The sequence below is a fragment of the Thauera butanivorans genome (assembly GCF_048398245.1).
GTDB classification, from domain to species: domain Bacteria; phylum Pseudomonadota; class Gammaproteobacteria; order Burkholderiales; family Rhodocyclaceae; genus Thauera; species Thauera butanivorans.
Map to the genome: position 1 here is coordinate 711,703 of NZ_CP183038.1, position 17,027 is coordinate 728,729.

General features: G+C 67.8%; 17 protein-coding genes. 10 read left to right on the forward strand and 7 right to left on the reverse strand.

The genetic code is table 11. The features are described 5' to 3' along the window. Window positions 1–18: 18 nt before the first annotated feature. Both ubiB and ACNQFN_RS03455 read right to left on the reverse strand, forming a co-directional pair. The gene (gene ubiB, locus ACNQFN_RS03450) at window positions 19–1,548 is read right to left on the reverse strand and encodes a ubiquinone biosynthesis regulatory protein kinase UbiB (RefSeq protein WP_418647959.1); all 1,530 of its coding nucleotides are present in this window, start codon (window positions 1,546–1,548) and stop codon (window positions 19–21) included. 95 nt (window positions 1,549–1,643) lie between these two features. Then, entirely contained in the window at window positions 1,644–2,030 is a 387-nt protein-coding gene (locus ACNQFN_RS03455) for a hypothetical protein (protein ID WP_068636262.1), read from the reverse strand. 138 nt (window positions 2,031–2,168) lie between these two features. On the opposite strand from ACNQFN_RS03455, the gene ACNQFN_RS03460 reads away from it, so the two are divergent. Continuing rightward, entirely contained in the window at window positions 2,169–2,627 is a 459-nt protein-coding gene (locus ACNQFN_RS03460; protein ID WP_418647960.1) for a hypothetical protein, read from the forward strand. Window positions 2,628–2,689: 62 nt separating this feature from the next. Here the strand turns inward: ACNQFN_RS03460 and ACNQFN_RS03465 are convergent, their stop codons facing one another. Both ACNQFN_RS03465 and ACNQFN_RS03470 read right to left on the reverse strand, forming a co-directional pair. Then, complete coding sequence (locus ACNQFN_RS03465; protein WP_418647961.1) at window positions 2,690–4,813, reverse strand: TonB-dependent receptor domain-containing protein; 2,124 nt, start codon at window positions 4,811–4,813, stop codon at window positions 2,690–2,692. A 158-nt stretch (window positions 4,814–4,971) separates the two neighbouring features. Continuing rightward, on the reverse strand, window positions 4,972–5,313 hold the full coding sequence (locus tag ACNQFN_RS03470) for a hypothetical protein (RefSeq protein ID WP_418647962.1): 342 nt from the start codon (window positions 5,311–5,313) through the stop codon (window positions 4,972–4,974). A 241-nt stretch (window positions 5,314–5,554) separates the two neighbouring features. On the opposite strand from ACNQFN_RS03470, the gene argS reads away from it, so the two are divergent. From argS to ACNQFN_RS03495, 5 genes are all read left to right on the forward strand, one after another. Further along, on the forward strand, window positions 5,555–7,318 hold the full coding sequence (argS, locus tag ACNQFN_RS03475; RefSeq protein ID WP_418647963.1) for an arginine--tRNA ligase: 1,764 nt from the start codon (window positions 5,555–5,557) through the stop codon (window positions 7,316–7,318). 15 nt (window positions 7,319–7,333) lie between these two features. Further along, window positions 7,334–7,963 (forward strand): SPOR domain-containing protein, encoded by a 630-nt coding sequence (locus ACNQFN_RS03480; protein ID WP_418647964.1) that lies wholly within the window; start codon window positions 7,334–7,336, stop codon window positions 7,961–7,963. An 82-nt stretch (window positions 7,964–8,045) separates the two neighbouring features. Next, complete coding sequence (locus ACNQFN_RS03485; protein WP_068636268.1) at window positions 8,046–8,681, forward strand: thiol:disulfide interchange protein DsbA/DsbL; 636 nt, start codon at window positions 8,046–8,048, stop codon at window positions 8,679–8,681. Then, window positions 8,678–9,103, forward strand: a complete 426-nt coding sequence (locus ACNQFN_RS03490) for a PilZ domain-containing protein (protein WP_418647965.1) — start codon at window positions 8,678–8,680, stop codon at window positions 9,101–9,103. The genes ACNQFN_RS03485 and ACNQFN_RS03490 overlap by 4 nt, the downstream gene beginning before the upstream one ends. 11 nt (window positions 9,104–9,114) lie before the next feature. After that, complete coding sequence (locus tag ACNQFN_RS03495) at window positions 9,115–9,996, forward strand: helical backbone metal receptor (protein ID WP_083953524.1); 882 nt, start codon at window positions 9,115–9,117, stop codon at window positions 9,994–9,996. Here ACNQFN_RS03495 and ACNQFN_RS03500 read toward each other — a convergent pair. The 3 genes from ACNQFN_RS03500 to ACNQFN_RS03510 form a co-directional block, all read right to left on the reverse strand. Then, complete coding sequence (locus ACNQFN_RS03500; protein WP_088178855.1) at window positions 9,927–10,385, reverse strand: putative toxin-antitoxin system toxin component, PIN family; 459 nt, start codon at window positions 10,383–10,385, stop codon at window positions 9,927–9,929. The two genes, ACNQFN_RS03495 and ACNQFN_RS03500, sit on opposite strands and share 70 nt — an antisense overlap. Window positions 10,386–10,463: 78 nt before the next feature. Continuing rightward, window positions 10,464–12,290 carry a class I poly(R)-hydroxyalkanoic acid synthase gene (gene phaC / locus ACNQFN_RS03505; RefSeq protein ID WP_418647966.1) on the reverse strand — a complete coding sequence of 609 codons (1,827 nt, stop codon included), beginning with the start codon at window positions 12,288–12,290 and terminating at the stop codon, window positions 10,464–10,466. 50 nt (window positions 12,291–12,340) lie between these two features. Then, the gene (locus ACNQFN_RS03510; RefSeq protein ID WP_418647967.1) at window positions 12,341–13,363 is read right to left on the reverse strand and encodes an MBL fold metallo-hydrolase; all 1,023 of its coding nucleotides are present in this window, start codon (window positions 13,361–13,363) and stop codon (window positions 12,341–12,343) included. 174 nt (window positions 13,364–13,537) lie between these two features. On the opposite strand from ACNQFN_RS03510, the gene ACNQFN_RS03515 reads away from it, so the two are divergent. From ACNQFN_RS03515 to ACNQFN_RS03530, 4 genes are all read left to right on the forward strand, one after another. Continuing rightward, window positions 13,538–13,996 (forward strand): MerR family transcriptional regulator, encoded by a 459-nt coding sequence (locus tag ACNQFN_RS03515; protein ID WP_418647968.1) that lies wholly within the window; start codon window positions 13,538–13,540, stop codon window positions 13,994–13,996. Window positions 13,997–14,112: 116 nt separating this feature from the next. Then, the gene (locus ACNQFN_RS03520) at window positions 14,113–14,580 is read left to right on the forward strand and encodes a PaaI family thioesterase (protein WP_418647969.1); all 468 of its coding nucleotides are present in this window, start codon (window positions 14,113–14,115) and stop codon (window positions 14,578–14,580) included. A gap of 39 nt (window positions 14,581–14,619) precedes the next feature. Further along, entirely contained in the window at window positions 14,620–15,762 is a 1,143-nt protein-coding gene (gene can, locus ACNQFN_RS03525) for a carbonate dehydratase (RefSeq protein WP_418647970.1), read from the forward strand. 38 nt (window positions 15,763–15,800) lie between these two features. Next, the gene (locus ACNQFN_RS03530; protein ID WP_418647971.1) at window positions 15,801–17,012 is read left to right on the forward strand and encodes an acetyl-CoA C-acetyltransferase; all 1,212 of its coding nucleotides are present in this window, start codon (window positions 15,801–15,803) and stop codon (window positions 17,010–17,012) included. Window positions 17,013–17,027: the final 15 nt, after the last annotated feature.

Sequence of the window (17,027 nt, forward strand, 5' to 3'; positions counted from 1 at the left end):
GAGGCAGGCGGGATTCGTTCAGCCGAACAGGCGGTACAGCTCCAGGCCGAGCAGCGCCGCGGCCAGTGCGCCGATCACGGCCAGCATGCGTCCCTGCAGGCGCTGGCCGGCGGCGAGCTGGTCGAGGCGCTGCTGCTGGGCGGCCTGCTGCCTGCCGGCGTCGGTCAGGTTCTGGTGGATCAGGCGCGGCAGCTGCGGCAGCGCGCCGGCCCAGGCGGGGGCTTCTTCCTTGACGCCGTGCACCAGCGCGCGCCAGCCCATGCGCTCGTCCATCCAGCGTTCGAGGAAGGGCTTGGCGGTCTTCCACAGGTCCAGCTCCGGGTCGAGCTGGCGGCCCAGGCCTTCGATGTTGAGCAAGGTCTTCTGCAGCAGCACCAGTTGCGGCTGCACTTCCATCTCGAAGCGGCGCGCGGTCTGGAACAGGCGCAGCAGGGTCTTGCCGAAGGAGATGTCCTTCAGCGGCTTGTCGAAGATCGGTTCGCAGACGGTGCGGATCGCCGCCTCGAACTCATCCACCCGGGTCTTCGCCGGTACCCAGCCGGCTTCGATGTGGGCCAGGGCCACACGCCGGTAGTCGCGCTTGAAGAAGGCGAGGAAGTTCTGCGCGAGATAGTTCTTGTCCACCTCGTTGAGCGTGCCCATGATGCCGAAGTCGAGCGCGATGTAGCGCCCGTCGCGATGCACGAAGATGTTGCCCGGGTGCATGTCGGCATGGAAGAAGCCGTCGCGGAACACCTGGGTGAAGAAGATCTCGACGCCGGCGCGCGACAGCGCCTTCAGGTCGTTGCCCTGGGCGAGCAGGGCCGGCGTCTGCGAGATCGGCACGCCGTGCATCCGCTCCATCACCATGACCCTGTTGCCGCACCAGTCCCAGTGCACTTCGGGCACCAGCAGCAGCGAGGAATCCTTGAAGTTGCGCCGCAGCTGCGAGCAGTTCGCTGCCTCGCGCATCAGGTCGAGCTCGTCGTGCAGGTGCTTGTCGAACTCGGCCACCACTTCGCGCGGCTTCAGCCGCCGGCCTTCCGGCCAGACCTTTTCCAGCAGCATCGCCGCGGCTTCGAGCAGGGCGAGGTCGTGGGCGATGACGCGGTCGATGCCCGGCCGCAGCACCTTGACCGCCACTTCGGTGCCGTCCGGCAGGCGGGCGAAATGGACCTGCGCCACCGAGGCCGACGCCACCGGCGTGCGCTCGAAGTCGCGGAATACCTCGTCGATCGGCCGGCCGTAGAAGCCTTCCAGCACGCCGAGCGCCTGCTCGATCGGAATCGGCGGCACGCGGTCCTGCAGCAGCGCGAGTTCGTCGGCGAGGTCGGGTGGCAGCAGGTCGCGGCGGGTGGACAGCATCTGGCCGAACTTGACGAAGATCGGCCCGAGCGACTCCAGCGCGAGGCGCAGCCGCACGCCGCGCGGCTGGGCAAAGCTGCGCCAGAAGAACACGGCTTGCCAGACCCGTGCCAGCCGGCCGCTGCTGTCGGCGTCGAGGATCAGGCGGTCCAGGCCGAAGCGCAGGCTGACGGAAACGATCTTGATGAGGCGGAAGAGGCGCACGGCGGAAGGGGGGCGGCGGCAAAGGCCGGACTTTAGCCGGAAAGCGCCGGGCGGGGAACGGGTGAGCCTGGGCGTGGGCGCGTGACCGCCGCGTTCTAGCGGGTTTCCGCCTGGTGCAGCGACTTGACCAGATCCCTGACGACCTGCTGATGGGCGTCGCTGAGCGCCGCGATGTCGCGCATCAACTGATAATCGAACGCCGCCCCCGGCTCCCTGGCGCTGAAAGCCGCATTTCCCGCGCCGAAGCGCAACCATTCGGCGCTGACGCCGAGCCAGTCGGCCAGCACGCGCAGCTTGTCCTGGGCCGGGATGGCGTCGCCGCCCAGCCACTTGCGGGCGGCATGCAGCGTCACCGGCTCTCCGGCGTAGCGGCGGTTGAATTCGCGGGCCAGCGCTGTCGGCCGTGCGGCATCGGGCGCGACGCGCACGAGGGCTTCCCGCAGGCGGGTGCTGAAGGCGTCGCGTTCGAGGTAGGGTTGCATGGATGCAACGCTAGCAACCGCGATGCCGTCTGAAGGTATATTTTTTTTCGTCGACCGGAAGTATAGTTCTGCGGCATATGCGGAATGCTTGGCCGCGGGAGTGTCGCGGCGGCTGGGGATGTCAAGGAACGAACGACGATGGCAGGCAAGCAGCGGCCTCCCTACTTCAGGGTGGTTTTCCCGGGGCCGGTGAGGTCCGTGACGGGAGAGATGGCGTGGGAAGGGCACTGGCGCAGCCGGGCCTATATCGATTTCGGGCGGTACCGCTTGGGGGACGTCGTGACCTGCCCTCGGATGGATCGTGTGCTCGATGAGTGCGGCAGCGATCCCGACGCGGTCGTCAGACTCGGGCATTTCCTGATCTGGCGCTGGGTGCTGTCGGTCAGCAGCGGCGGGCAGATCGAGCGCCAGGGGCTGCTGCCCTTCGCCCTCAGCCTGCTGCTCATCACTGCCACGTTCGCGGTCGGCGGCTTCGTGTGCCTGTTCATCAGCATCGGCGTGCTGGAGATGGCCGATGGCGTCTTGCCCGGCCTGGCGCTCGCCGTGCTGTGGGCGGTGCACATGGCGATGAATCTCAAAGCCTGGCTGGGCGCCTGAGCGCCGCGGGGCGCGAAGTGGAACGATCACCCGCCGCCCATGGGCGGCGGGCCGTGTGGCGGTCAGAAGTCCAGCCTGACGCCCACCGTGACGTTGCGCCCGACCAGCGGCGCGGCGTGCTTGATGAAGGAGCTGTGGTTGTAGGCGAGCTTGTCGGTCAGGTTGTTGGCCTTGACGTAGAGCAGCCAGGGCATGCCTTCGTATTTGCCGCGGTAGCTGGCGCCGAGGTTCAGCATCGTGTAGCCGGCGGTTTCGCTCTCGAATTCGGCGACCTTGTTCTGCCGGCCGACGCGGTAGATCTCGGCTTCGCCGCTCCATGCGTTCCAGCCGGCGTCCAGCCGCAGGCCGATGCGGTGGGCGGGAATGCGCGGCAGGTCGCGGTTGCCGCCGCTGTCGAGGCGGGCGCGAACGTAGTCGCCGAACACGGTGGCGCCGAAGATCGGGTTCAACTGCTGGCGGAGCTGGCCTTCGATGCCGGTGAAGCGGGCGTCGCGCTGGGCGTACTCGATCAACTGGAAACCTTCGTGCACATCCAGGGTGTTGGCATAGATGTAGTCCTTGACCCGGTTGTGGAAGACACCGACCGAGAAGGTGGTGGCGCCTTCGGTCTTGCGCAGCGACAGGTCGATGTTGCGCGAAGTCTCCGCCTTCAGATCGGGGTTGCCCACTTCCCAGGTGCTGGTCGCCAGGTGGATGCCGTTGGCGTAGAGCTCCTCGGCGCTCGGCAGCCGCTGGGTGCGCGACAGCGACAGCCCCAGCGCGTACTGCGGGGCGAAGTTCCACACCGCGCCGAGCGACAGCGAATTGCCGCGGTGGCTGCGGTCGCGCTGCGCCGAGTCGACGTCGATGTCCTGCCATTCGTGACGCAGGCCGGCTTCGAAGCGCCAGTCGCCGAGCGCGTATTCCTCGACCAGGAAGACGGCGTGCTTCCTCGTCAGCGTCGGCGGGACGTAGGCTTCTTCGCCATTGGCGCTGAAGTCGCGGCGCGAGGTCTGCAGGCCGACGACGCCGCGCCAGCCGGCGAGCGGGGCGTGTTCGAGCTCGAGGCGGCCGTCGTGGGCCTTGCTGCGGAAGCGGGTGGAGATGTGGCGCTCGCCGTCTTCCTTCTCGATCTCGTCATGCACGTAGTCGGTGTGCGCGGCGCGCAGGCGCAGCCGGGTGAAGCCGGGCAGCGGGTCGAGCAGTTCGCCGCGCAGGTCCCAGCGCTTGCTGTCGAGTTCGACGTAGGGAATGCCGTGCGCGTGCCCATGATCGTGATCGTGGTCATCGTCGTCGTGGCCATGGCCGTGATCGTCGTGGCCGCCGCAGTGCAGGTGGTCGCCGTGCGGGTGGCAGTCCTCGTATTCGTGGCTGTGGCCGGGCAGGCCGTATTCGTTGCGCTGGCGGCTCCAGGCGACGCCGAGGTAGCCGCGCTCGCCGACCCAGGACAGGCCCAGGCTGCCGCTGTCGGTGGTGTTGTAGCTGCCGTCGACGCGGCGGCCGTCGTGCCAGCCGTCGCCGACGCGGTATTCGTTGGCGTCGCGCTTCAGGCCCTCGGCGTGGACGGCGACGTTGCCCGATCCGGCGGTGATCGCGAAGGCGCCGGCGCCCTCGCGGGCAGCGCTGCCGGCACGCAGCTCGATGCTGCCTTCGACGCCTTTTTCCGGTACCGCGGTCGGCACCCGGTCGTCGAGCACATTGACCACGCCGCCGATGGCGCCACCGCCGTAGGCGAGCGCCGACGGGCCGCGCAGCACCTCGATCTGGCGGCTCAGCATCGGCTCCAGCGCGACGGCATGATCGGGGCTGATGCTGGAGGCATCCATGATCTCGGCGCCGTCGGACAGCACCTTGACGCGCGGGCCGTCCATGCCGCGGATGATCGGCCGGCTGGCGCCGGCGCCGAAGTGGCTGGCGGCGATGCCGGGTTCGCTGGCGAGGGTGTCGCCCAGCGTGGCGCCGCGGCGCAGGACGAGGGCGTCGCCTTCGAGCACGCTGGCCGGCGTGCTCATGGCGTCGGTGCCGAGCGTGAGCGCGCTGGCGGAGACGGTGACCGGTGCGAGCGTGGTGCCGCCGTCGCTCGCCTCGTCGGCGAAGGCCGGTGCCTGGGCGAAGGCGAGCAGCAGGCCGGCGGCGAGAGGGCGGCGGGCGAGCGGGTGCAGAGCGGGGAAGGCGGAGCGAGGCTTGGGATGAAGCATGGTGGACATCGGAGTTCCCTTGTTGCTTTCAGTCCGGATGGGGTGTGCGCAGGTGCCGGACGGGTCCGACGGGCCGCAGCAAGCCCCACCGGCCGGCGGTGCCGGCAATGGAAATGCCGCGGCCAGGCGAAGTGCGGGCGCGGCGGGCGTTCAAGCGGAGTGGCGGTTCAAGCCAGCAGGGCGGACAGGGAAGGCAGGGGCGGGGCGCGGCAGCGCGGCCGGAGCGGGGGCGCGTCAGGGGCGGGAAGAGCCGCGGCCTCCGGTGGCCGCAGCAAGGTCGCGTGATGGGTGCGGGCGGGAGAAAGGCCGCCCAGCGGCAAGTCGATGCCGGTCAGCGCCAGGCATTCGAGGCAGGCGCCGGCAAGGTGCTCGCCATCGCCTTCGGCCCGGTCGGTAGCGCTCCCGCCTTGCAGCAGCTCCCCGGCATGGCCGACGAGGTGGATCCTGGCCTCGCCCTGCACCGCAAGCAGGGCCAGCGCCAATGCCAGTGCCCACATCAGCCGGGCCATGGCCGTGTCCGCGCGGGCCCGCGAAGCGGCACGGCGGAGTTGTGTGGCGGCGCGGCGGGGGTGGGATAGTGTGGCCGGGGCGGAAGGCATGACCGGATTCTATGGGGCTTGCCCTTTATTCGCAACATTGTTGCGATAGAGGGGCTGCTTTCGGCGCGCTGCAATTCGCGCTCACATGCCAGCCGCGGAGCGTGGAAGGCGATCCGCTATAATCCGACGTTTAGATTTCCAGCCGAGTGCCATGAGCGCCGACCCCAAAGCCCTGCTGACCGACCTGCTGAAAACCGCGCTGAAGAGCGTGGCACCGGATCATGCCGATACCCCCGTCCTGCTCGAGCGCCCGAAACAGGCGAGCCACGGTGACTTCGCCACCAATCTCGCGCTGCAGCTCGCCAAGCCGCTGAAGCGCAACCCGCGCGAGCTGGCGGCGATGCTGCTGGCCGAACTGCCGGCGTCGAAGCTGGTGGCCAAGGCCGAAGTGGCGGGCGCGGGCTTCATCAACTTCGCGCTGGCCGCCGATGCCAAGACCGCGATCGTCGCCGGCGTGCTGGCGAGGGGTGCGGACTTCGGCCGCGGCGCGGCCAAGGGCGTGAAGGTGCTGGTGGAATTCGTCTCCGCCAACCCGACCGGGCCGCTGCACGTCGGCCACGGCCGCGGCGCGGCCTACGGCGCCTCGCTGTCGGACGTGCTGGCCTTCGCCGGCTTCGACGTCACGCGCGAGTACTACGTCAATGACGCTGGCCGCCAGATGGACATCCTGGCGCTGTCGACCTGGCTGCGCTACCTGGCGCTGTTCGGCATCGAGGTCGCCTTCCCGCCCAATGCCTACCAGGGCGACTACGTCACCGAAATGGGCCGCGACATGCGCGATGCCCATCAGGACCGCTTCGCCCGCGTCACTGCCGGGCAGGTGCTGGCCGGCACGCCGGGCCTGCCGCCCGCCGAGCGCAACGACGACGAAGCCAGGCAGCAGCGCGAGGAGCACCTCGACGCGCTGATCGCCAACGCCAAGCGCCTGCTCGGCGACGACTACGCCTGGGTGCATGGCTTCGCGCTGAACGAACAGCTCGGCGACGGCCGTGACGACCTCGGCGAGTTCGGCGTGCGCTTCGACAAGTGGTTCTCCGAGCAGAGCCTGTTCGATACAGGCCTGGTCGAGCGCGCAGTCAAGCAGCTCGAGAAGCAGGGCCACATCTACGTCCAGGACGGCGCCAAGTGGTTCCGCTCCAGCGCCTTCGGCGACGAGAAGGACCGCGTCGTGCAGCGCGAGAACGGGCTGTACACCTATTTTGCCTCCGACATCGCCTACCACCTGAACAAGTACGAGCGTGGCTTCGACCGCATCATCGACATCTGGGGCGCCGACCATCACGGCTACATCCCGCGCGTGAAGGGCGCCATCGCCGCGCTCGGCCTGCCGCCGGAAAAGCTGGAAGTCGCACTGGTGCAGTTCGCGGTGCTGTACCGCAACGGCCAGAAGACCTCGATGTCGACCCGCTCGGGCGAGTTCGTCACGCTGCGCGAGCTGCGCCAGGAAGTCGGCAACGACGCCTGCCGCTTCTTCTACGTGCTGCGCAAGTCGGACCAGCACCTGGACTTCGATCTCGACCTGGCCAAGAGCCAGAGCAACGAGAATCCGGTCTATTACGTGCAGTACGCCCACGCCCGCGTGTGCTCGGTGCTGAACCAATGGGGGGGCGAAGCGTCCGAGCTGGCAGGTGCCGACCTCGGCCTGCTGCAGCACGAACGCGAGCTGGCGCTGTGCGCGCGGCTGGCGGCTTTCCCCGAGCTGGTGCAGAACGCCGCCGCCGACCATGCGCCGCATCAGGTGGCTTTCTATCTGAAGGATCTCGCTGCCGATTTCCACGGCTGGTACAACGCCGAGCGGATGCTGGTCGAGGACGAGGCGCTCAAGCTCGCCCGCCTGGCGCTTGCCGGGGCGGTGCGCCAGGTGCTGGCCAGCGGCCTCGCGCTGCTCGGCGTGTCGGCGCCGGAATCGATGTGAGTTTCGGAGAGTTTCGTGAGTCGTGATCGCAAATCTGCCCGCAAGCCTGCGCGCGCGCCGTCGCGCAGCGGCGGCAGTACCCTGATCGGCATCTTCATCGGCCTGGTGTTCGGTGCGCTGATCGCCGCCGGCGCAGCCTGGTACTTCACCCGCGCCAATCCCTTCCAGTCGGCGCCGACGGCTTCGCGCATGCCGCCCAGCGAGCGCCAGGCGCCGGCCGCGCTGCCCGGCAAGCCGGGCGACCGCCCGGTGGCGAAGCAGGATTTCGAGTTCTACAAGATCCTGCCCGACGGCGACAACGTGCCTGCGCCGGCCGAGCCGCCGGCGCGCCCGCAGCGGCCGCCAGTGGTGAACGTGCCTGCGCAGCAGGCGCCGGCGCCGGTGCAGGACGTGTCGGTGAAGCCGGCCGAGCGCCTGTACCTGCAGGTGGGGGCGTTCGAGAATCCGGGCGAGGCCGACAACCTGAAGGCGCGCCTGGCGCTGGCCGGCATCGAGGCCAGCGCCCAGCGGGCGCAACTGGCCGACGGCCGGGTCGTGCATCGGGTGCGCATCGGCCCGTTCTCGCGGCCGGAGGACATGAACCCGACCCGCGCGCGGCTGGCCGAAGCCGGCTTCAATGCTTCGGTGAGCCGCAGCGCACCGTGATGCCCGATACTTTCCGGATGGCCGGGAACGCGAAGGCGTTGCCGGCGTCTGAAGGCCGTTATCGAACCTGGAGTGAGCCTGAATGAACCGTCGTGATGCCCTGAAGCAGCTTGCCGCCGTATCCGCAGCCCTGCCGCTCGCCAATCTCGCCTGGGCCAAGGATCCGTTCGTGGTCCTGAATCCGGCCCAGCCGACCGACGATCCGTCGAAGATCGAGATCATCGAGTTCTTCCACTACGGCTGCCCGCACTGCCGCGACTTCGACCCGCTGGTCGCGGCCTGGAGCAGGAAGCTGCCGGCGGACGTCAGCTTCCGCCACGTTCCGGCGATCTGGAACAACCCGCAGCTCGCCGCGCTGGCGCGGCTGTTCTACGCCGCCGAAGCCTCGGGCGACCTGAAGACGCTGCATGAAAAGGCGTTCGTCGCCGTGCAGGATGAACGCCGGCCGCTGCATACCGAGGAAGGCGTGCGCGAGTGGATCGACGGCAAGGTGGCCGATCCGGCCAAGTTCATGGATGCCTACAAGTCCTTCGGCGTCAATTCCAAGCTGCAGCGGGCCGATCAGCTCGCGCGCGCGATGAAGATCCAGGGCGTGCCGACGGTGGCGGTGGATGGCCGCTTCCTGACTTCGGCGTCGATGGCGGGCAGCCACGATGGCGCGCTGCAGGTCGTCGACCAACTGGTCGAGCGGATCCGCAAGGAGCGCGGCGGGAAATGAGCGGGACGCGCGCCGCGCCAGTGCCGCCCGAAGCATCGGTCGAGCGCCGGGGTTGCCAGCGCTTCGTCGCCCGGCGCAGGGGTGAGCCCTGCTTCTGGGTGGTGATGGACGGCGCACGCATCCCGCTCAACGATCTTTCCGCCGACGGCTTCTCGTATCCGTCGGCGACACCGCCCGCCAGCGGCCAGGCCTTCGACTTCGTGCTGCAACGCGATGGCGTGCCGGACGAGATCCGCGGCCGCGCCGTGGTCGTGAATTTCCTCGCGGGGTCGGCGCAGGCGGGTTGTTCCTTCGTCAGCCTCGACGGCGATGGTGCCGAGCGCCTGCGTGACTGGCTGATCGCCCACGTGCTGATGACCGCGACGGTCCGCATCACCGAAAAGGACGCGGCCGCGATCGTGTCGGGGCCGTCGCTGATCTAGGCGGGGCAGGGATGAGCAATCGCCGGACCAACGTCGATGCCCTCGGCCATGCGCACGCGCCGGCGGGACCCGGGGCCCGCATCGTCTCGCTGGTGCCGTCGCTGACGGAGCTGATCTTCGACCTGGGCCTGGGCGAGCGGCTGGTGGGCCGCACCGGCTTCTGCATCCATCCCCGCGACGCCCTGCGCGCAGTGCCCAAGGTCGGCGGCACCAAGGACGTGAAGGTCGATGTGCTGAAGGCGCTCGCGCCGACGCACCTGATCGTGAATATCGACGAGAACCGCAAGGAAACGGTCGATGAGCTGGCGGCATTCGTGCCGCATGTGATCGTCACGCATCCGTGCACGCCGGCCGACAACCTCCAGTTGTATCGTTTGTTCGGCAGCGTGTTCGATTGCGAAGCCGCAGCGGAAAGGTTGTGCACCGCGCTGCAGTCCGCGCTGGACGATGCCGCCGCGCTGCGTGCGGGCCTGGCCGACGAAGCGGTGCTGTATCTGATCTGGCGGCAACCGTGGATGACGGTGGCGCGCGGCACCTATATTGCGGCGATGCTCGAAACCGTCGGCTGGCGTACCTTGCCGGAGGAGGCGCAGACGCGCTATCCGGTGTTCGAGTGGCCGCTGGCGGAACAGGCCGGGCGGGTGTTCCTGTCGTCCGAACCCTATCGTTTCAAGGAAAGCCATCTGGCGGAAGTCGAGGCGCTGGGCAAGCGCCCCGCGACGCTGATCGACGGCGAGATGGTGTCGTGGTATGGCAGCCGGGCGGTCGCCGGGCTGCGCTACCTGATCGCGCTGCGCCGCCGCCTGGCCGGCCTGGTGGCCGATCAGCGTTCCGGCGCCGCTGCCGGAGCGAGTGTTTCGGCGCTGAAGCGCTCGGGCGTCATCACCCGATAGCGGCCGCGCAGCAGGCGGTGCCGGCCGGCCCGCAGCAGCAGCTTGTCGCGCGTCAGCAGGTGGCTGGCGCCGGCGTCGAAGGCGATCTCGAGGAATTTCTGGTCGTCGCCGTCGCGGCAGACGGGGAGCGCGCGCGTTTCGCCTTCGGCCATTTCCGGCAGGACCTCGACCTGGTTGCGATAGTCCGCCAGCAGCGCATGCTGCGCATCCTCGCCGAGCCCGAACCGGGAGTAGGCGAGCACGTGCCGCAACTCGGTCAGCGCGTCCTCGCGCGACGCGAGCGTGCAGGCACCGCCCTCGATCCAGCCGCGCAGCAGCGCGAGGCGGGGGTCGCGGAACATCCACAGTGCGAGAATGGTGTTGGTGTCGAGGACGAGCCGGGGGCGCATGGAGGGCATGGCAGGCGGCGGCAACGAAAAACGGGGAGGGTCGCCCCTCCCCGCTCGCTTCCGGCCGCTTCGCCGCGATCAGGCCGCTTGCGTGGCGTCGATGCGCATCTTGACGAAGGAGCCCGGGGCGTCTTCCAGCACCTTCAGCTTGCCCTTGGCGGGGTCGCGCGGCTCGGCCTGCTCGCTGTCCATGGCGGTCAGCCACGCCTGCCAGTCGGTCCACCACGAACCCGGGTGCTGCTGCGCGCCGGCCAGCCAGTCGTCGGGGCTGCCGGGCAGCTTGGCGGCCGGGTTGATCCAGTAGCCGTACTTGTTGGCCGCCGGTGGGTTGACGATGCCGGCGATGTGGCCCGAGCCGCCCAGCACGAAGCGCACCGGGCCGCCGAAGTTGCGCGCACCCAGGTAGGTGCTCTTCCACGGCGCGATGTGGTCTTCGATGGTCGAGATGAAGTAGCACGGCGTCTTGATCTTGCCGAGGTCGATCGGCACGCCGTCGACGCTGATGCCGCCCGGTTCGACGAGGCGGTTTTCCATGTACAGCTTGCGCAGGTAGAAGCTGTGCATCTTGGCCGGCATGCGGGTGGAGTCCGAGTTCCAGTACAGCAGGTCGAACGGGAACGGATCCTTGCCCAGCAGGTAGTTATTGACCACGAAGGACCAGATCAGGTCGTTGGCGCGCAGCATGTTGAAGGTGCCGGCCATTTCCGAGCCTTCCAGGTAGCCGCGCTCGAACATCTTCTTTTCGAGGCTGGAGACCTGGCCTTCGTCGATGAACACGCCGAGTTCGCCCGGATCGGAGAAGTCGGTCATGGTGGTGAAGAAGGTCGCGGCCGAAATCCGGCCGGACTGCTTCTTGGCGGCCAGGTAGGCCAGCGTGGTGGCGAGCAGGGTGCCGCCCAGGCAGTAGCCGGCGGCGTTGACCGACTTCTCGCCGGTCTGCCGTTCGATGGCGTCGAGTGCGGCGATCGTGCCTTCCAGCAGGTAGGAGTCGAACAGCTTGTCCGTATGGCGCTCGTCCGGGTTCACCCACGAGATGACGAACACGGTGTGGCCCTGGTCGACACACCACTTGATGTACGAATTCTTCTCGCGCAGATCGAGGATGTAGAACTTGTTGATCCACGGCGGCACGATCAGCAGCGGCTTCTTCAGCACCTTGTCGGTGCTCGGCGTGTACTGGATCAGCTGCATCATGTCGGTCTGGAACACGACCTTGCCCGGCGTCGTGGCGACGTTCTTGCCCAGTTCGAAGGCAGTGGTGTCGGTCATCTTGACGCGCAGCTGGCCACCGCCGTCCTCGACGTCGCGCAGCAGGTTGTTCAGGCCCTTCAGCAGGTTCTGGCCGCCGCTCTTGACGGTCTCGCGGAAGACCTCGGGGTTGGTGACGGCGAAGTTCGACGGCGACAGCGCGTCGATGTACTGGCGGGTATAGAAGTTGACCTTCTTCTGGGTCTGTTCGTCCAGGCCGTCGACGCAGCACACGGTGTCATGGATGTGGCGGGCGGCGATCAGGTAGGACTGCTTGATGAAGTCGAACAGGAAGTGCTGTTCCCATTCTTCGTCCTTGAAGCGCTTGTCGGTCTTCTCGGGGGCGGCGATCGGCGAGGCGTTGAGGCCGGCGAAGCGCATCATCGAGTGCTGCCACAGCGAGAAGTAGTCCCACACCAGGTTCATCTGGGCCTGGGCGAGCTTGTACGGGTTCGACAGCAGCTTGGCCATCATGTCCATGAAGGCCTGGGCGATGCCCAGTTCGTCGGCGGGGGCGGTGATGCCCTTCTTCAACTGGCGGTTCACGTGATCGCTGATCAGGTGCGAGGCACGGCGGGCAACGTCGGCGTAGGTCTTGGCGACCTCCTGCGGATCGGGCAATTCGGCGCGAGGGGTTTCGGTGGAAGGTGCAGCCATCTTGTTTGAACTCCTGGTTGGCGACCGGAATGTCTCTCCGGCAGGTTTTTTCATTGTTTGCTATCGATGAAACGGATCAGGCCATCCGTGCCGATTTCCCGGCGGAGCTCTCCTCGCTCCTCCAGGTAGTTGAGGTGGGCAATGGCCTCCCCCATGGCAAACATGACCTGATGGGTGTCCAGCTCGCGCGGAAACAGTGTCGCCAGCACTTCGCCTGCCGTTCGTGCGCTGCGGCACTCGGCCTGCAGTGCGGCGCAGCGCTCGCTGTGGTGGGTGACGAGCTGCGCCACTCTCGACCGGATACCCGTGAAAGGTCTGCCGTGCGATGGTAGCACGAGCGTCTCATCGGGCAAGTTGCAAAGTTCCTGGATCGAGTCGAGAAAATAGCCGAGGGCGTCGTCATGCGGCGTTGCAGCATGGACGCTGACGTTGGTCGAGATGCGCGGCAGCAGCATGTCGCCGGAGATGAGCACGCCGAGCTCGGCGCAGTACAGGCTGGCGTGCTCGGGAGCGTGGCCATAGCCGACGATGACGCGCCATTCCCGTCCGTCGATCGGCAGGATGCTGCCGTGGCGCAGGCGCTCGTAGCGCGAAGGCAGCTCGGGGATGCCGCGGCGGTAGGCGTTGCCGCGCGTTGCCAGGGCCGTCGCCGGGGCATCGTCGAGGCCGTGGGCGCGGAACTGCGCCACCATGTCCTGCACGTTGTATCCCGGCAATTGCTGCCAGATGGCGTGGCCGAGGAGATATTCCCCCAGCGTCATGTGTATGCTGGCGCCATTGCGCACGGCCAGCCAGGTCGCCAGGCCGACGTGGTCCGGATGGTGGTGGGTGACGACGACGCGCGTGACCGGGCGCGGATCGGCATCGAGCACGCTGGCCCAGGCCTGGCGGGTTTCGTCCGAACCATAGCCGCAGTCGACGATCACGCGTTCGTCGCCGTCGTCCAGCAGCCACAGGTTGATGTGGTCGAGCGCGAAGGGCAGGGGCATCCGCAGCCAATGCACGCCGGGCGCGACTTCGGCGGCCTGGGCCGTGGCGGGGAGGTCGGGAAAGGGGTAGTGCAGTGGGGACATCGGTCTGTCTTCCTCGTGGGGCTGTGCGGGAGCGGGCTTGTGGCGGCCTGGCGTTGCTCAAACCGCCGAAATCTGCTTAACTCTCGCTGTTTTGTTTAATTTTTGGCTTATAAAACAATATCTTGCTGTTTGTGCCGCGCCTCATGCGGTGTCAGCGGCCATCCCGGACCACTCATGGGCGACGAACAAACCTACACCATCACCGAGCTCGCACGCGAATTCGACATCACGCCCCGTGCGATTCGTTTCTACGAAGACCAGGGCTTGCTGACCCCGGCCCGCGCCGGGCGTGCCCGCATCTACACCAAGGCCGACCGCACCCGCCTCAAGCTCACGCTGCGAGGCAAGCGCCTGGGCCTGTCGCTTGCCGAGATCCGCGAGCTGCTCGACATGTACGGCGGTGTGCGCAATTCCGCTTCACAGCTCGAACTCTTCCTCGACGTGCTGAAGGAGCGCCGTGCGGCGCTGGAACAGCAGCGGCTCGACATCGAGGCGGTGCTGCTCGAGATCGACATGCTCGAACAGCAATGCCATGCTCTGCTCGGCCACAATGCCGCAGGCGCTGCGGCGGCGAGGGCGAAGCTGGTCAGGCATATCGACGGCGTCGGTACCGGCCGGGCCGACACCGACTGAGCGGTGCGGCGCGATTCCGTTGAATCCAATATTACGTTGACGTAAACGTAAAAACAAAGAAAATACGCCCCGGAATACGAGAACACCGCCAGACCACGCCCGCCCAGGAGACCGCCATGCGCCCGGAAATGCCGCAGTTTCAGCCCAGGGACCCCGGTTATGCCGCGCGTGTGCGGGCGAGCTTCGAGCTCCAGCAGGCCATGGCGCTGATCGGTGCGCAACTGGCCGTGATCGAGCCGGGCTATACCGAGGTCCACCTGCCCAACAAGTCCGAGATCACCCAGCAGCACGGCTACATCCACGGCGGCGTGGTCGGGATGATCGCGGATTCCGCCGCCGGCTATGCCGCCAACACGCTCACGCCGGCCGACAGCAGCGTGCTGACGGTGGAATACAAGCTCAATCTCGTCGCCCCGGCCGACGGCCAGCGCCTGGTGGCGCGCGGCGAAGTCATCAAGCCCGGCCGCACGCTGATCATCACCAGGGCCGAAGTGTTTGCGATCCGCGACGAGCGCTGGACGCTGTGCGCGATCATGCAGCAGACCATCATGGCCATGCAGGGCAAGAACGAGCGCCAGGGCTGAGGGTCGAAGACTGACGCCACCACCATCCGAGGAGCTTGCATGTCCCTGAACCTGCGTGCATTGACGCCGTCCGATACGGCCGAACTGGAGCAGGTGCGCCAGTTCTTCCGCAACTACGCTGCCTGGCTGGGCGTCGATCTCAGCTACCAGGGTTTCGCCGACGAGGTCGCGAACCTGCCGGGCGCCTATGGCGAGGCCGACGGGCGCCTGTTCTTCGCCGAACTGGACGGCCGCCCGGCCGGCTGTGTCGGCGTGCGGCGCTTTTCCGACGGTGTCTGCGAGATGAAGCGGCTCTACGTCGACCCCGAGGCGCGCGGCCACGGGGTGGGCCGCAAGCTGGCGCTGGCGGCGATCAAGGCGGCGCAGGCGCTGGGCTACCGCCGCATCCTGCTCGACACCCTGCCGGCGATGCGCATCGCGATGAAGCTGTACCGCGAGCTGGGTTTCACCGAGGCGCCGGCCTACTACCCGAGCCCGATCGAAGGCACGATCTTCCTCACCCTCGACCTCGCGCAGTGGTCCGAGGAGCAGGCGAACAACGAAAGCCTGCTGCACCTGTTCGACTACAACCAGGCCTGGTCGCGCCAGATGCAGCAGCTCGACCCCGCCTTCTTCGAGAAGCTGTCCCACCTGCAGAGCCCGGAATACCTGTGGATCGGCTGTTCCGATTCGCGCGTGCCGGCCAACCAGATCGTCGGCCTGCTGCCGGGCGAAGTCTTCGTCCACCGCAATGTCGCCAACGTCGTCGTACACACCGACCTGAACTGCCTGGCAGTGATCCAGTACGCGGTGGATGTGCTGAAGGTGAAACACATCATGGTGGTCGGCCACTATGGCTGCGGCGGCGTCAAGGCGGCGCTCGACCGCGCCCGCGTCGGCCTCGTCGACCTGTGGCTGCGCCATGTGCAGGACGTGCATGTGCGCCACCTGCAGGCGGTCGATACGCTGCCGCCCGAATTGCGCCCTGACCGCCTGTGCGAACTGAACGTGCTCGAACAGGTGGTCAACGTCGCCCAGACCGTGGTCGTGCAGGACGCCTGGCGGCGCGGCCAGCGCCTCACCGTGCATGGCTGGATCTACGGCCTCAAGAACGGCTTGATCCGTGACCTGGGGCTCAATGTGGGCCGTCCGCAGGATCTCATGCCGCGCTATGTCGCGGCGCTCGAAGCGCTCGGTCAATGAGCGCGGTTCGCAACAAGGTATCAAAACAGGAGAATGGAATGTCCGATCCCGTCGTCATCGTTTCCGCCGCCCGCACCCCGCTGGGCGGCTTCCAGGGTGAGCTGTCCAGCCTGGGCACGCCGCAGCTCGGCGCCGCCGCCATCAAGTCGGCGGTCGAGCGCGCCGGCCTGGCGCCCGAGCAGGTGCAGGAAGTGATCATGGGCTGCGTGCTGCCCGCCGGTCTTGGCCAGGCGCCTGCCCGCCAGGCCGCGCTCGGCGCCGGCCTGCCGCTGTCGGCCGGCTGCACCACGATCAACAAGGTGTGCGGTTCGGGCATGAAGGCCACGATGCTGGCGCACGACCTGATCCTGGCCGGCACCAACGAGGTGATGGTCGCGGGCGGCATGGAGTCGATGTCCAACGCCCCCTACCTGCTGCCCAAGGCGCGCGCCGGCTACCGCCTCGGCCATGGCCAGACGCTGGACCACATGTTCCTCGACGGCCTGGAAGACAGCTACTCGAAGGAGAACAAGGGCCGCCTGATGGGTACTTTCGCCGAGGACTGCGCGGGCCACTTCGGCTTCAGCCGCCAGGCGCAGGATGAATTCGCCATCGCTTCGACCACCCGCGCCCAGGCCGCGATCAACAACGGCGATTTCAGTTGGGAAGTCGCGCCGGTGACGGTGTCCGGGCGCAAGGGCGATGTCGTCGTCGACAAGGACGAGCAGCCGCTGAAGGCGCAGATCGACAAGATCCCGGCGCTGAAGCCGGCTTTCCGCAAGGACGGCACGGTGACGCCGGCCAACTCCAGCTCGATCTCGGACGGCGCCGCGGCGCTGGTGCTGATGCGCAGGTCCACCGCCGACAGGCTCGGGCTGAAGCCGGTCGCCACCATCGTCGGCCACGCCACCCATGCGCAGGAGCCGGCCTGGTTCACCACCGCGCCGGTGGGGGCGATGCAGAAGGTGCTGGACAAGGCCGGCTGGCGCACCGAGGACGTCGATCTGTGGGAGATCAACGAAGCTTTCGCCGTGGTGACGATGGCGGCGATGCACGAGATGAAGCTGCCGCACGACAAGGTCAACGTCAATGGCGGCGCCTGCGCGCTGGGCCACCCGATCGGCGCTTCCGGCGCCCGCATCCTGGTGACGCTGATCGGCGCGCTGCGCAAGCGCGGGCTGAAGCGCGGCGTCGCCAGCCTGTGCATCGGCGGCGGCGAGGCGACGGCGATGGCGATCGAGGTCGACGCCGCGGTCGGCTGCGGCGGCTGAACCGGGCCGAGGCTG